The sequence below is a fragment of the Candidatus Roseilinea sp. NK_OTU-006 genome (assembly GCF_012931985.1).
Taxonomy (GTDB): Bacteria; Chloroflexota; Anaerolineae; order J036; family Brachytrichaceae; genus JAAFGM01.
On the sequence record NZ_JAAFGM010000032.1, the window covers coordinates 1 to 14910 of the forward strand.

Consider the following 14910-nt stretch of genomic DNA (forward strand, 5'->3'; position numbering starts at 1 on the left):
TCAACTCCGGCGTTTCGTTGCAGGCGAACCCGAACATCATGCCCTGGTCGCCGGCGCCGATACGCTCGATCTCATCCTCGCTCTGGCTATGGCGCACCTCAAATGCTGCGTCCACGCCCTGCGCGATATCGGGCGATTGGCTGGCGATGGCGACCTGCACGCCGCAGGTGTTGCCGTCGAAGCCTTTGTCGGAGGAGTCAAAACCGATTTCTTTGACCACCTGGCGCACCAGTTGATCGAAGTTGACAAAGGCGCGCGTGGTGATCTCGCCGAGGCACAGCACGAAGCCGGTCTTCACTGCCGTCTCGCAGGCAACGCGGCTCATCGGGTCTTGGGCCAGGCAGGCATCGAGCACAGCGTCGGAGATCTGGTCGCACATTTTGTCGGGATGCCCTTCGGTCACCGATTCCGAGGTGAAGAAGAGCTGGGGGGATTTCATGAAGCTGTTCACGGCGAGCTCTCTCTGGTTCATCATCTTGTTTCGGGTGCGTTGCGCATGATTACTCTGCGCTCTGTTTCAACTCATCAGGCAAAAGAATTGCCCTCTTGCGCTCGATGAGAGGCAAGAGGGCGCTGGTCGCTCATACGCGCTCGCCTCTCATCTTCCGGTTTCACCTGCCGGACTTGGCACCGTTTCGGATCACTGGTCGCGCGGGCGAGATCGGCGATCCGAAGGTTGCCGAGGCTTCATCGGGCCGGTCCCTCCACCTCTCTGGATAAGAGCGGAGCAATGTCCATTTTACCTTGCCGGCTCGTCGGTCGGGCGCGGGGCGCGGGGGTTGCTTCACGCTGCATTGGAGACGATACTTGAGCGCTGTGAAGGGAATTGCGCATTTTGCCTCTGGTTTGTGCGTGGCTTCGTTCGTGCCAGGCGTGGTTGAACAGGCGGCCCAAGGGGGATTGCTCATCGCGTTGGGTGGGGCTTGCGCCATGTTGCCTGATACGCTGGACTTTCGCTTTGCCAAGTTCATCGAGCGGCGTGATGCGGACATCATCCCAGATCGAGCCTATCCCAATCCACAAGCGTTGGCCGAGGCGCTAGCGCATCAGTTCGCGCTGGTCCAGCCGAAGCAGCCACGTGTCGTACAGCTTCACCCGCTACGCCTGGGGGTGGTGAATTGGGTGACGTACGCCGTGCGTTTTGACAGCGCCCGCGGAGAGGTGGTGGTGACGATGAACGGTGTGGAAGGGCGGGCGCATGTGGGGACGCTGGATTACCGTTACGATGGTGCGCTGGAAGTCATCGAGCTGGGCGGTCCATCGTTGCGCTTGTCCCGAGGGACGCGCGGTTACTGCGTTGAGTTTTTGCCCTGGCACCGCCAGTGGTCGCATTCGCTCGTGTTGGCCGCGGCGCTTGGTCTCGCGCTGGCGATGGCGCTCGGCTCGCTGGCCGGCTGGGTGGGTGGATTGGGCTACGCCGTGCACGTGCTGGAAGATCAACTGGGCTACTTGGGTTCTAACTTGTTTTGGCCGTTCACACGGCGGCGTTTCGACGGCCTGCGCTTGCTGCATGCTAGCGATGCCATCCCCAACACGGTCACGGTGTGGGTGTCGTTGATGTTGCTGTTGCTCAATTTGGATCGCGCACAAGAGATGCCGTTGATCGCCAGCGGGCCATTCCTTGGTTTTGCCGTGTTGGCGCCGGTGGCGCTGTTGATTGCGATCTATGCGCGACGCAAGTGGCGGCGCTATGTGGCGTCGCTGGAGGTTGAGCGCAACCGCGATGTCCTGGCTGAAAGTGAGGACGCGGTGAGCTAGAGAAATTGCGTGGGCACGCGGGCGGCGCACCACACCCACTCCTGTGCGGCACGCACGCTGCGCACGATCTTGGCCAGGTTGCCTTTAAGCTTAAGCTGGTTCGCCATCAGCGCCTTGATCGGGTCCACTTCGCGCTGGAGGACACGCCGACAATTTTTTGGCCGGCGCCCAGATGCGGAATTCAGGATTGCGCTCGCTTTCGTCCTGCGCCAGAAAGCTTTGCGGCGCACGTCGCGCCAGAGGCCCCAAATAATCAACTTGCGTGTGCTTTCGGGCCGTCCGGCTTCCGGTTCAACGATGCACCAGAAGTCGCCCTCCCAGGTCTGGGCTGCCTCGCGGTAGGCGGCGCTGGCGTTGATGGGCGTCTTTGAAGGCAGCGGCCCATTCAGACGCGGCAAAGGGGATGCGCATGGTCTAAGGCTGCTTTGGCAGAGGCCATTGCACAGGTGCCGGATGATGCCGAGCTGCGATCATGGGCTGCGAGACTGGCGCCATCGAGCGGAGCCGGCAGTTTGGATGGGATACAATCGTGTTTCTAATGGCCGCGCTGTTCGAGCGGCTGGTTGATGCGCGTACACATGAGCGAGTGTATGACGAAGGACATGCACTCCTGCCTTGTGCCGGTCGCTAGGGAGGTGCTTGGTTGAACACGGTTGAGATCGAGGCGACGAATGAATGCAACACACGTTGCCTACACTGCCCACATGAAACCATTACCCGCCCGAAAGGCAAGATGACGTGGGAGACTTTTCAGGTCGTGGCGGACAAAGTGCTGGCGTATGGCAAAACGCAGGCCATTGATTTCGCCGGCATGGGCGAGCCGACGCTGAACCCCCATCTGCCGCGCTTCATCGCCTACTTCAAAGGCAAAATCCCGACCTACATCACCACCAACGCCTCGGCGCTGACGCCGAAGAACGTCGAGCGTTTGATCGAGGCCGGCCTGGGGACGCTGATCATCAGCTACAACGGTGCCGACGCTGAAACCTATGAGCTGATGATGGGCGGCCTGAACTTCGAGCGCGCTGAGAAGTATATCGCCCATGCGGTGCAACTTGCCCAAGGGCGGATGCGCGTGGTGGCAAATGTCAGCGTGACCCGCCAGACCCGCCCAAAACTGGCCGAAATCCGCCGCCGGCTGAACGACCTGGGCATCGAGAAAATTTCTTTCTCGCTGTGCCACAACCGCGGCGGGCATCTGAAAGGCGACGGCATCTGCGACACACCTATCCCCCCGCGCAGCATCAAGCAGTGCGATATTTTCGACTACACCCTGTTCGTGGCGTGGACCGGCGAGGTGCTGGCCTGTTGCCATGACTTGGATGGCGTGGGCAAGATCGGCAATTTGGTGACGCAACCTCTGGAAGACATCGTGCGATACAAAGAAGGGTTGCGCGGACAAGGCGCTATCTTCCCGATGTGTGCAACGTGCAACGATCTGTATCGCTTCAGCGGACAGGCGAATATAGCCGGCACGCCGGTCAGCGAATGGGTGTATGCGTTACATGCCGATCAGTCGGAACTGGCCAACTTATACATCGCGGCGTTGCGCCAGCGCGATGCTCTGGTCGAGGCGCAGCATGCACAAACCGATCAGGCGCGCAGCGAGGCGGAACAGTACAAACAACAGTTGGCCGAGGTCGAGAGCCGGCTGGCTGCGCTGGAGGCGCGCGCCCAGCGCGCCGAAGCGCTGGTATCAGCTTACGAGCAGGGGCGCTTCATACGCTTGGTGCGCACGTTGAAAAGAGCTACCGGGCAAATCGTCCCACGCGCTGAGGGCCAGTGAACACTGCGATAGAGTTTTGCAACGTCTCCAAAGTCTTTCGGCTGCAACACGACCGGCCGCGCGCGGTTCACAGCATTGCCCGGCGGCACGCGCGAGCGATACGGGATCATCGCGCTGGAAGGGCAGTGGCATCACGCCAGTTTCGAGGATGCGGGGATGAACGCGCCGGCGCGCATACATGAGCGCAGCAACGGCGCCTTTGAAACGGCGCTGCCTGGGCGGTGACGCATGACGCGACTGCTGATCATCAGCCACGACATCATCGGCGAGCGCATGGCCGGGGTGGGGATTCGATACTGGGAGATCGCGCGCGCATTAGCCCAAGATCCCGCCTTGCAGGTGACACTTGCTGCGCCATCCGGCTCTACTGCTGACAGCAATTTTGGCGGCCAGTTCATGGTGTACGACGAGAATCTCGGCGGGCTTAGCCAGGCTATTGCTTGCAGCGATGTGGTATTTGCTTATCCGGACATGATCTGGCGGTGCCGCGCAGCGCTGTCACAATTTGCCAAGCCGGTAGTTGTGGATGGATATGACATCACACTGCTGGAGCATCTTGCGCTTGACTACCCAGCCGTTGGATTGCGTGAACGCCTGACCTGGCATGCTGAATATCAGCGCATGATGGCGTATGTGCTTGAACGAGGCGACTTCTTCCTGGCTGCCACAGAGCGTCAACGCGATTGGTGGCTGGGCATGCTGGCGGCTGCTGGCCGAATCAACCCGCTCACCTATCGCGCTGATCCTACCTTGCGCCAACTCGTTAACTTGTTGCCTTATGGACTGCCGGATGATCCACCCACCCACACCCGCCCGGTGATGCGCGGCGTGATCGAAGGGATTGGGCCTCAAGACAAGATTGTATTGTGGGGCGGGGGTGTGTGGGAATGGTTGGATCCGTTGACGCTCATTCGCGCAGCGGCACAGATTGCCTCGCGGCGCTCTGATGTGAAATTTGTGTTTCCAGGTGTGCGCCATCCGGCCAATCAACCCGCTCAAACGATGCCCGTCCAGCAACAAGTAAGTGAGTTGGCTGCCTCGCTTGGCCTTCTCAACCGCGTGGTCTTTTTGGGTGATTGGGTCGCCTATAAGGACTGGCCCAGTTACTTGCTCGAATCGGATATTGGGGTGTCATTGCACCACGATCATCTGGAAGCGCACTTTTCGGCCCGCACACGCGTGCTGAGCTATCTGTGGGCCGGCTTGCCGATGGTGCTTACGCGCGGCGATGCGCTGGCCGAACGTATGGCGCAGGCGAGCATAGCCCATCTGGTAGCAGAAAACGACGCCGATGCAGTCGCAATTGCCATCGAAGATTTACTCTCACAGCCGCGTAGCGAGATTTCTGCCAAGTTGAGCACCCTGCGCAGCGCATATCATTGGTCTAAAACAGTTCAGGCGTTGCGATCTTTTTGTCTGCGTCCTACCCGCGCGCCAGACAGATCGCCCCAAGCTACAACAGCAATTGCCGAACTCGAATCCACGCCGGCGACCGAGTCGAGCGCCGATCTACGATCTGGGACCTCTCCGCCGGCTCTCCATCAACCAACCATGAAGCGTTCCTCCAATTTACCCGAGCTAGAGCTTGCCCAACCGGCCAGTTTCCTGGCGCGCCTACTGTCGCCACTGCTAGATGCGCTGGTTTTTTGGTGGCTTAAGAAGATGGTCTTGCAGCAAAATCAAATCAACTGTTCTTTGCTCGATACGCTGAACAGCATCCAGGCGGCTGTGGCGGACCTGGCCGGCCAGCAGCAGCACACCCATGCAGTGGTGATGGACCTGGCCGTCCAGCAGCAGCACACCCATGCGGTGGTGATGGACCTGGCCGGCCAGCAGCAGCACACCCATGCGGTGGTGATGGACCTGGCCGGCCAGCAGCAGCATACCCATAGGGTGGTGGCGCATTTGGCCGAGCGATTAACGGATGCAGAACACTTGCAAACCGACTTGATCGCCGAAATAGCCAAGCAGTGAAGTGATGAAATCGGTCGTTGTGCTGGTGACATGGAACGGAGCCTCACACGTCGAATCATGCCTGCAATCTCTGATTCGACAGACGCGTCCACCTCAGGCACTGATTGTGATCGACAACGCCAGCCGTGATGACACATTGCACATCGTCAATGCACATCGCGCACAACTGGCCGCCGTTGGAACCGAGTTGCAGGTCACATCTAATGAGGTCAACGTAGGATTTACGTGCGCAGCAAACCAGGGGATGCGCTACGCGCTCAGCAAGCCGACAGATGCTGAGATCGTGGTGTTACTCAATCAAGACACAGTGGTTCATGAGAAGTGGATGGAAGCACTGGAAGACGCTTTCTTGCAATGGCCTAAGGCAGGCGCTGTAGGCTGCAAGATTTTTTATCCAGATGGCGTGACCATCCAACACGCCGGCGGCATGCTGAGTCGGCCTCGGCTAGTTGGTTCACACCACGGACATCACAAACCGAATGTGCCGGAGTATGACGTCCCGCGCGAGGTGGATTTTGTGACCGGCGCCGCGATGGCGCTTCGCGGAAGCGCGCTTGAGCAGGTGGGGGTCTTCAACGAGATCTTTTCACCGGGCTACTACGAAGATGTAGAACTGTGCGCGCGCATGCGCGCTGCGAATTGGCAGGTATGGTATTGCCCGTCGGCAACCCTCAAACACGCTGAGTCGGCATCGTTTACAGATTGGATGGAGAGATGGACGCTCAGCCATCGCAATCGCCTTTTGTTTGCGCTGATGCACATGCGCGACGCGTGCTTTCGTCGCGACTTTGAGCAAGCCGAGGCCAAATTCTTGCAGGAGGAAGCGCAGTTGGATGAGCGCCGGGCGCTGTCGCTTGCCTATGGGCGCGCCATGCTCATGGCCAGGCGCGTGTTTGCAGAGGGCGGTAGCAGCCCGCCGATGGCTCATCCCGAGATCATTCATGCCGCAGTCGATGTTTTGGCTCGATTGAGGCACTTGTGTTTGAAACTCAGCAAAGAGGCAATCGTCGCATGAATCGCACACGCATCGTGGAGGTTCGCCGTTTTGAACTGCCCGAAGATCGGCTGATCGGTGTGGGTATTGATCTTCCTGTAGCCAATCAGTATCAAGGACGTTAATCTGCAAAAGCATCGCACAGTGGATGATGCGATGCAATCCATCGGTCGCTGGCGGCGGGAACTTAGCCCAGCGCTTCAGGCGGTGATGAATGATGCTTTTCGAGACAGCCTGCGCGCGTTTGGCTATAGCGTGTGATGATTAATAAAACCGTTCCAGGCGACGGATGATGCGATCGGCCATCACGGCAGGTCCATAGAGCCGCTCGATATCCTGTGCGGCCTGTTGCCCTTTTCGTGTGCGATCCTCAGGATGCTCGAACACCCAGCGCATCAGTTCTGCGGCATGCTCAACGTCCGGATCGGCCCACACGTTGCCGGCGCGATACGGGCCATAGTCCTGCTCCAGTTCAACCAGGCGGTAGCGCACAGGATAACCGTTGTTTTGGTTGAGGAAGTCGCGTGTGCCACCGTAATCCGTGGCGATCACCGGCTTGCCCATCCGCATCGTTTCGGCCACTGTCAACCCAAATCCCTCGCTGCGGTGTAATGAGACATAGACATCGGTGAGCTGATATAGGGCGTTAAGGTGTTCTCGGTCTAGTGTTTGCTCGATGAGCGCACCTTGCACAGAAGCCACTGCCTGGCGCAGACGAGCCTGCCATTCTGGAAAGCGGTGCAAGTGGTTGGCCTTCAAAACCAGATGGGTGTCCTTGAAGTATGGCTCGAACGCCAGGCGATATGCCTCGACGACGGCGAGCGGATTCTTGCGCTCGGGAATACTGAGCATATCGAAGGCGTATAGGAACACGAACTTGTCTTCAGGCAGGTTCAACTCGCGCCGGCTCAATAAGGAGGGCGGGCGCAACACGATAGGCACGCCTATTTTCACCACAGGGATAGGGGACACCGCCCCGATAGCTTCCTGAATGAAAAGGCTACCTGCCCAAATCTCATCCAACTTGTCGAAACGATCAATCCATTCTTCAGGGAAGTGCGCAATTTCCCAGAACCAGAAGCCTATGTTTTTGCGTCCTTCAATAATGCGAGGGTCTAAGATCTGCTTGATGCTAGCCCAGCCATCGGAATTTACTGAGAACAGGTTAGCAGAGTATGGCGTGCCTTCTGGCAAGTCAAGCACCGACTTGTCGTTGCGACGAGCCCCATCAGGGTTATCGAGATGTGTGATGGACACAGGATACCCGTGATGTTGAAGCGCGCGAATGATGGCTCGCGGTAATTCTCCCACCCCCGTCTCAGCGCTCAGGTAACCCAGCACATTTAGCCCGCGTTGAGCTGAAAAGGAGCGTTCTGGCGAAGAGGCCGCTGGAGGAGGAACTGCCGGCGCAGCCAACTCAGGATAAAAGAAACGGCGCAGGCGATACAGTCGAGGAATCGCGCATAGGCGCTTGACCCAAGATGCAGCGCGCAAGCTTAAGAACAACCGTTGCACGATCGGCAGCCTTCCGATGGCGCGGCGCACGCGCAAAGGCAGGCCGGCGATTCTTGCTATGCGCTGCCTTAGGGCCATTGCGCGCATTTGGTCCGCCGCCAATCGCTGAGTTAGCTCATCGCGCATGCGACCGATGAGGACGTCAGGGATGCAGTGCTCTTTGACGCCTGTGTTGAGATACCAGGTGATGAACGGCACCCGATGGCGATGGCGAATATCGGGGAAAGCCTGGCGCACATCGAGGCGGTTGAGATAGATCCACTCTGCCAAGCGGTTGATGGGGGGCTGATGGCTGTCGGCGGCTTGGGTAGCAAAAGCAATACAGTCGTCCAATGAAGCAGAGGCGCTCAGCTCGCCATTTTCAAACGCTTGACGCCATAGGTTTCGAGCCACTGAAGGGATTTTCTGGCCGGTGGGCAAGTGGTCAAAAGCAAACGGCCAGCGTTCTGTCTCGATCGCACCATGCTTCAGCAGCAACGCGTGATAGATTTCAAACAGGCGCGCGCCATCGCCGAGGTCTTCTAGAGACAACTTGTCCAACTCAGGGGGCACATGCCGAGAGATGCGGTCGGGCGAGCGATGCGAGTAGCCGCTGAAGTGAAAGAACTTCAGCGGGCTATCCTTGACGTAGAACTTGTCGCCGCGCTGAATGATGGGGCGCTCGGAGAGATTCCAATAGGCCACATTACACCCAGGATCGCGGTGAATCCAGACGCCGTCGAACATCCCCGGCACGAGATCAACCCATCGCTGGTCAACGAATAGATTGCGCGACGGATCGGAATAGCCGTGATCAAGCAGCTTTTTGCCCCACCAGTCGAGCAAGCGATCCGTCTCTGCGCTGCGCCGTAAACCGATGAAGCCCAAGTTGTAGGCGCCGGCGCTCAGCATGGTGCGCTCGCTTGGCGTGCGCTCAAGGCGTTGTGGCTCGACCATGTGGGGGGTAAGGACAACGTTAAATGTGTCGAGCTTTTGCCAAATTGATTCGATGGATGAAAGAAAGAGAATATCTGGGTCAAAGTAACACAGCTTCGCGAGATCGTACTTTTCAAACAGGTATTGCAGAAAGAAAGGCTTAACCGCAGTCAGGAGTTCGACAATCGAATACTTAATCGTAAGCTCGGTAAACCGAGGCACGTGCAGGTCTTCGACGAGTATTGTCTCAAATTGCTCACGTTGCGGATCGTAGCGTCCCTCTAATCTGTCGCAAAGCAGGCCAAAAACCCGTTCGGCTGGGTGCTGCGCAAGATAGGACTCGGCAAGGATCCGCGCCTGCGGGAGATAGTTTTTGGCGAAAATAGTGCAAATAGCGCGATCGCTGGTCACAAAGTTCTCCTGTGATCCCGCCCTAATTCTCTAAATCAATCAACTCACCTGCCCAAATCTCGACGGGAATGGCGATGGGAGAACACCGGCTAGAAGATCGTCCAAGATTTTGAATCAAGCGGGTTTTGTCCAACTGGGACATGGGGGATCAAGCCATAGGCGATGTGATCTCTGTTGACGCGCTTTTGTGGAGCTTGTGCTTCCACCAAGCAACGCGCCCCCCAGACTTCCACACGCTCGACATGGTAGCCGAGATCACGGATCATTAGCTCGACGCATTTGGAAGTAAATCCCCAAAAGTTGCTCGTATCCTGATTGGGTTGCTGATAACCCGGCAAACGCTCTGGGTCTGGGATGAAACGCGCCAAGGGGATATTCGCGAAATCAACGGGCAGATGCTTGTCAATACAATAGGTCTCGACGAATAGTTTATGTTTGGCTAATCCAGCACAATTGGACAGCAATCGGTAAGGCTCCGAAACGTGATAGAGCAGACCGAGACAGAGCACGATATCGAATTGCCCAAAGCGATCCGCTGTGACGTCAAGCACATTGATATGGTGGTGAGTTATATCATCTAGCCCGTTGATGAGTTGCAGTAGACCAAAGCCAGAATTGTCTTTATGCCGAAAATCAAAAGCGGTTACACGCGCGCCGCGCTGACGAAGCACAAAACTGAAATAGCCATTTGAAGCGCCCAAGTCAGCCACAGTAACTCCACTCAGGTCTTTAGGAAGATCGAGCTTTTCAAGCAGAAAAGTAGGATCATAGCTTCCTTGTGTGCGCACGCCCGGGATGACTTCAAAGGCATGATGCCAGGGGTGGCCGGCGATGAGTTGCTTGGCTTGATCAATGTTCATAGTTCCCTTTTGCAAATTGCGGGTCTACTCTTTTGTGGCACTGTCGGCTCTTCAGACTGTCGTGCAAGATTAACATTATACCTGCTGCCACTACTCCGATCGAACCTTTGAACGCCATGATCGAACTACCCGGCTATCTGCAAAAGCTGCAAGCGCGTCTGCTGGCCGGCGATCCTGCAGCCCGGCGAGAGCTGGAGCGCCTGGCCTTGCTGTCTAACCTCCAGGCGCTGGCCGAAGAGGCGACTCAGGCCGGCGCGCTGCGCGAACACCGCTTTGCACCTTCGCTGCCGTTGATTGGGCGGGCTGTGGCCGCGCTGCGCACGGCGCTGTTTGCCATCACCGCGCGTTGGCCGCTGCGCGTCTTGATCGCACAGCAAACCCAGGTCAACCAGGCAACCGCCCGCGCCCTGACCGAGTCGCTCAAGCTGAACGAATATCTGCTGGCGCGCATCGAAGCGTTGGAGGCCCGCGTGACAGAATTGGAGCGTGCGCGCCATGGATAACGCTGAGCATCCGCACATCGCGTGGTGGTCGCCGTGGCCGCCGGCGCGCAGCGGCATCGCCGAATACAGCGTAGCCTTGCTCGACGCACTGCGCCGCGCAGCCAGCATCCAGGTCTTCGTGCGCGATGGGGAGGCAGCGCGGGCGCGCCGGCCCTTCTCCGATATCGCCGTGCTGCCGGCCGGCGCGTTCCTCGCCGAACACGCTCGGCAGCCCTTCGATGCCGCGGTGTTCCAATTGGGAAACCAGGCCGGCCATGCCTATATGGCCGACGCCTTGCTCAATGCGCCCTGCCCGCGCGTGGGCGTCTTCCACGACGGCTCGCTGTATCACCTCTATCAGGGCATCTCCCTTTGGCGGCTGCTGCGCGAGATTGGGGCCGAGGAAGGGTGGATTTCGGCTTGGCGCGCCTGGCGGCGCATGCGCCTGCCAGGCTCAGACAGCTACGCCCACCCGCTCTTGCGGCGCATCGCGCGCGCTTGCCAGGCCGTGATTGTTCACAGCGCCTACCTTGCCGAGCGCATTCGCAGCCTTGCGCCGGGCGCCCCTGTTGCAGTCGTGCCCTTTGGCACAACGCTCTACGCCGAGGACGGCGGGCGGTTACAAGCTGAATGCCGGCGCGTCCTCGGCCTGCCCGCAGATGCGGTGATCTTCGGCGTGTTTGGCTATGTGACGGCAGCCAAGCGGGTTGAGCGGGTGATCGAAGCCTTTGTGCGCAGTGAGGCGCCCGACAGTTGGCTCTTGATTGTCGGCGAGGTCACCCCGCTGGCCCCGCCGGAGGTTCGGCGTTGGGCCGACGACCCGGCAGCGTGCCGGCAGCGGCGCATTCGCTTCGAGGCGGGGTACTGCACGCCGCTCTACACCTCCCTGGCCATGCAAGCTGTGGATGTGGGCGTCACCCTGCGCTTCCCGACTACGGGCGAGACTTCGGCGGTGGTGAGTGAGCTGCTCGGCATGGGCAAGCCCATGATCGTGTCGGATGTGGGCGCCTTCCGCGAGTTGCCCGCTGCGTGCGCGATCAAGGCGCCCGTGGGAGACGGCGAGATCGAGGCGTTGACAGCCGCCATGCGTGCTTTGGCCAGCGATGCCGGCCGGCGCGCCGGCATGGCGGCGGCTGCGCGCGCCTATGGCGTCGAGCGCACTTGGAGCAGGGCAGCGTATCATTACCTTGAATTGATCCGGCGCGCGCAGACCAGATAGCCGTTATCTTGCGCTGCGGTCACGGATTGAAAGAAAATTCAAGTCCGGGAGACAAGCGGTGAAGAGCAAAGTGTCAACGTTGAGCCTGACAGCCCGTTATAACCTGGTAGCCGTGGCGCTGTTGATGCTGGGGATTGGGACGCCGGCGCCAACCAGCCGAGCGGCGTCAACCACCGCGCCGATCGTCATCAACCTGGGCGGGTCGCGCATCGTGCGCGCCAACCCCGCTGCGGCCGACTTCAACGGCGATGGCTTCAAAGAGCTGGTCGTGCCCACCGACGACGGCCGGCTGTTTGTCATTGGCTGGAACGGCAGCGCGTGGGCTGTGCTGTGGTCGCGCAACGTGGTGCTGGACATCAACGCTGCCAATCCACCCAATCCGACCAGCGACACCAGGATCACCTCCGCCGTGGCCGTCGCCGACCTTGACCTGGACGGCAAGCTGGAGATTGTGGTGCCCGCCGGCGGCTTGCCGGAATATCACAAGAACGGCGGCCTGCTGGTCTATGGCTACAACAGCCCATGGAGCTTCAGCATCCAAGGCGACTGGCCGCAGCCGAAGATTGATCAGGTCGGCGGCGGAACAGGATTTGGCAATCCCGACGGCTACTGGGATGGCATCTTCTCCAGCGCGGCGCTGGGCGACATTGACGGCGACGGCGATCTGGAGATTGTGTGGGAAGGCGAAGACCGACGCATCCATGCCTATCACCACACCGGCAGCGTCGTGGCCGGCTGGCCCCTGTATCGCTGGCCGCCTTACCTCGATCCGCTGGCGCGCGGGGGACTTTCCTCGCCGGCCATCGGCGACCTGGACGGCGACGGCATTCATGATGTCGTAGTCGGCGGCACCAGCCCGAAATGCATCCCTTCGCCGATTGATGGCTGTAGCAGCGCGGACTATACCTTGGCGCCGGTGTGGGCGATCCGCGGCGATAGCAGCCTGATCCCCGGCTGGCCGAAATACGTGGGGCAATGGGTAGATTCGTCGCCGGCCTTGGGCGACCTGGACGGCGACGGCTATCTGGATGTGGTGATAGGCACCGGCCGGCCTGGAATCGCCGGCGCGGGCGGATACAACGTGTTTGCCTGGAAGCGCGATGGAACACCGCTGCCCGGCTGGCCGCGCCCCACCGCCAACAACATGATGGCGTCGCCGGCGCTGGCCGATTTGGACGGCGGCGGCTTGGACGTGGTGATCGGGTGCGGCGCAGATGGCGTGGCGAACTGTCCCACCCTGTATGTCTGGCGCGGCAACGGCAGCAACGCGCCCGGCTTTCCCATGACGCCGCTGAGCGCCAATTACTGGGATCGCCAGCCTGCGGATGGGCGCCATTCCCCCGTGGTCGCCGATCTAAACGGCGACAATCAGTTTGAGGTGTTGTTCATCAGCCACAGCTCGGTGGGCATCTCGCTGATCACAGCTTCTGGCGGCAACAGCCCGGATGTGTCGCGCGCCCAGGGGCCGGCCGATGGGGCGTTGTACTCTCCGCCTCTGGTGACCGACATTGACAACGACGGCCTGCTGGAGACGATCTTCGCCGGCAGCGTCAACGGCACCAACGGGACCGATGGGCAAGCCGCCGTGTATATCTGGCAGGAATCCGGCGCGGCGTTGCCGTCGCGCATGCCCTGGCCGATGTACCGCCACGACAACCGGCGCACCGGCAACTATTGCTACACCGAACAGCCCCCCGCCCCGCCGAGCGCCGTGAGCGCCACCCCGGCGGTCAACGTATGGAGCAATCAAACCACCGTCAACGCCACCTGGAGCGGCGCAGCCGGTTACGGCTGCGCCCGCCTGCGCGGCTTCTCGCTGAGCTGGTCGCAGTCGCCATCGGCCGTCCCGGACACTTTGGTGGACACCTTCGCCAACAGTGCGACCAGCCCGGCCCTGAGCGACGGCGCGTGGTATCTGCACGTTCGCGCCCGCGACGAATGGGGCAACTGGAGCGGCGCGGCGCACTTCGGGCCGTTTTTGATTGACACCACGCCGCCGGCTGTGACGGTGCAAGCGCCGGCCGCTGTGCCGGGCGGCAGCGCGCCGGCGGGTTGGAGCGGCGCCGATGCGGGTTCGGGCGTCTTCAGCTACACCGTGCAGGCGCGCATTGGCGCCGGCGCATGGACGACCTGGCTGGGCAGCGTGCCGGCCGGCACCACTAGCGGCAGCTACGCCCTGGGCAGCAGCGCCTGCACCACCGTCTCGTTCCGCGCGCGAGCCAGGGACGTAGTCGGCAACCTCGGCGCGTTCAGTGCGCCGGTCACCACCGCCATCGGCAGCGCGCATATCATCAGCGGCTGGGTGGTCAACAACCAGGGGCAGCCAGTGTTTAACGCCCAGCTCAGTGCGACCGGGGCCTGCCTCACCCAAAACAGCAACACGCAAGGACTGGCCCGCGCCTATCTGGCAGCGCCCGGCGCCAGCGACTTAAGCGTGTCGCGCGCCGGCTTTGGCAGCCTGCCTACGCTGTATGTCCGCGGCACAGGCACGCAGGACACGATTGTGCTGCCTCCGGCCACCAACGTCATCAGCCGCTCGCACTTCGAGGTCGGCGGCGCCTGGGCTTTCAGCGGCAACGCCGGCTATACCGCGCAAGCCCACAGCGGCGTGCGCGGAGCCGCCATTACCGGGACGGGCAGCCTTCAGCAAGTGATCAGCAGCGCGCCGGCCGGCGGCGTGCTGTCGCTGTTGCTCAAGGCGAGCAACGCCGAGCCGGGCGACCTGGTCTCCATCCGCTTAGAGGGCGCCTCTCACACCGTCGCGCTTACCCCTACCCTGGTCGCAGCCTGGCAACATGTGTGGGAAGACGCGGGCGCGCTGGCCGGTCAGGCCGTCACCCTGACCATCGAGGCAAACGACGCCGGCAACCTCGGACTAATCGTCATGGTGGACGAGGTCACGCTAGGACCGACCCTCACAGGCAGCTATCCCATCTATCTGCCGATGGCGCAACGCTGAGCAGCACACCGCCGGAACACGCTCAGTCGTGATTCGC

At 60.5% G+C, this 14910-nt stretch carries 11 protein-coding genes and 1 riboswitch; of the genes, 7 read left to right on the forward strand and 4 right to left on the reverse strand.

Translation table 11 applies throughout. The features are described from left to right. Window positions 1-472: S-adenosylmethionine synthetase N-terminal domain-containing protein (locus tag GXH28_RS13235; protein WP_304515800.1), on the reverse strand; the 472-nt coding region annotated here is incomplete at its 3' end. A 123-nt stretch (window positions 473-595) separates the two neighbouring features. Continuing rightward, a riboswitch (SAM riboswitch) is annotated at window positions 596-723 on the reverse strand. Window positions 724-816: 93 nt separating this feature from the next. Here GXH28_RS13235 and GXH28_RS13240 point away from each other — a divergent pair. Further along, window positions 817-1758: a metal-dependent hydrolase gene (locus GXH28_RS13240; RefSeq protein ID WP_206156846.1), complete on the forward strand. Its 942-nt coding sequence runs from the start codon at window positions 817-819 to the stop codon at window positions 1756-1758. Here GXH28_RS13240 and GXH28_RS13245 read toward each other — a convergent pair. Then, window positions 1755-2156: a hypothetical protein gene (locus tag GXH28_RS13245; RefSeq protein WP_169239509.1), complete on the reverse strand. Its 402-nt coding sequence runs from the start codon at window positions 2154-2156 to the stop codon at window positions 1755-1757. The two genes, GXH28_RS13240 and GXH28_RS13245, sit on opposite strands and share 4 nt — an antisense overlap. Window positions 2157-2401: 245 nt before the next feature. Between GXH28_RS13245 and GXH28_RS13250 the strand changes: the two genes are divergently transcribed. The 3 genes from GXH28_RS13250 (at window position 2402) to GXH28_RS13260 (ending at window position 6533) form a co-directional block, all read left to right on the forward strand. Next, window positions 2402-3544 carry a radical SAM protein gene (locus GXH28_RS13250; protein WP_169239510.1) on the forward strand — a complete coding sequence of 381 codons (1143 nt, stop codon included), beginning with the start codon at window positions 2402-2404 and terminating at the stop codon, window positions 3542-3544. 228 nt (window positions 3545-3772) lie between these two features. Next, a complete protein-coding gene (locus GXH28_RS13255; protein WP_169239511.1) occupies window positions 3773-5518 on the forward strand; it encodes a glycosyltransferase family 4 protein in 1746 nt (581 codons plus the stop codon). Between the two features lie 4 nt (window positions 5519-5522). After that, window positions 5523-6533 carry a glycosyltransferase family 2 protein gene (locus GXH28_RS13260; protein WP_169239512.1) on the forward strand — a complete coding sequence of 337 codons (1011 nt, stop codon included), beginning with the start codon at window positions 5523-5525 and terminating at the stop codon, window positions 6531-6533. 243 nt (window positions 6534-6776) lie between these two features. Here the strand turns inward: GXH28_RS13260 and GXH28_RS16880 are convergent, their stop codons facing one another. After that, the gene (locus tag GXH28_RS16880) at window positions 6777-9353 is read right to left on the reverse strand and encodes a glycosyltransferase (RefSeq protein WP_169239513.1); all 2577 of its coding nucleotides are present in this window, start codon (window positions 9351-9353) and stop codon (window positions 6777-6779) included. 89 nt (window positions 9354-9442) lie between these two features. Continuing rightward, the gene (locus tag GXH28_RS13270; protein ID WP_169239514.1) at window positions 9443-10213 is read right to left on the reverse strand and encodes a class I SAM-dependent methyltransferase; all 771 of its coding nucleotides are present in this window, start codon (window positions 10211-10213) and stop codon (window positions 9443-9445) included. Window positions 10214-10329: 116 nt separating this feature from the next. Here GXH28_RS13270 and GXH28_RS13275 point away from each other — a divergent pair, with 116 nt between their 5' ends. From GXH28_RS13275 to GXH28_RS13285, 3 genes are read left to right on the forward strand one after another with little or no spacing between them, the layout of a single operon-like run. Continuing rightward, the gene (locus GXH28_RS13275; protein ID WP_169239515.1) at window positions 10330-10716 is read left to right on the forward strand and encodes a hypothetical protein; all 387 of its coding nucleotides are present in this window, start codon (window positions 10330-10332) and stop codon (window positions 10714-10716) included. Continuing rightward, window positions 10709-11914, forward strand: a complete 1206-nt coding sequence (locus GXH28_RS13280) for a hypothetical protein (protein ID WP_169239516.1) — start codon at window positions 10709-10711, stop codon at window positions 11912-11914. Before GXH28_RS13275 ends, GXH28_RS13280 begins: the two co-directional genes overlap by 8 nt. 58 nt (window positions 11915-11972) lie before the next feature. Beyond that, window positions 11973-14873 carry an FG-GAP repeat domain-containing protein gene (locus GXH28_RS13285; protein WP_206156848.1) on the forward strand — a complete coding sequence of 967 codons (2901 nt, stop codon included), beginning with the start codon at window positions 11973-11975 and terminating at the stop codon, window positions 14871-14873. Window positions 14874-14910: the final 37 nt, after the last annotated feature.

Coding starts and splice junctions, on each gene's coding strand:
- GXH28_RS13270 (WP_169239514.1), bottom strand. CDS start 10,213: ATGAACATTGATCAAGCCAAGCAACTCATCGCCGGCCACCCCTGGCAT.
- GXH28_RS13275 (WP_169239515.1), top strand. CDS start 10,330: ATGATCGAACTACCCGGCTATCTGCAAAAGCTGCAAGCGCGTCTGCTG.
- GXH28_RS13260 (WP_169239512.1), top strand. CDS start 5,523: ATGAAATCGGTCGTTGTGCTGGTGACATGGAACGGAGCCTCACACGTC.
- GXH28_RS13255 (WP_169239511.1), top strand. CDS start 3,773: ATGACGCGACTGCTGATCATCAGCCACGACATCATCGGCGAGCGCATG.
- GXH28_RS13280 (WP_169239516.1), top strand. CDS start 10,709: ATGGATAACGCTGAGCATCCGCACATCGCGTGGTGGTCGCCGTGGCCG.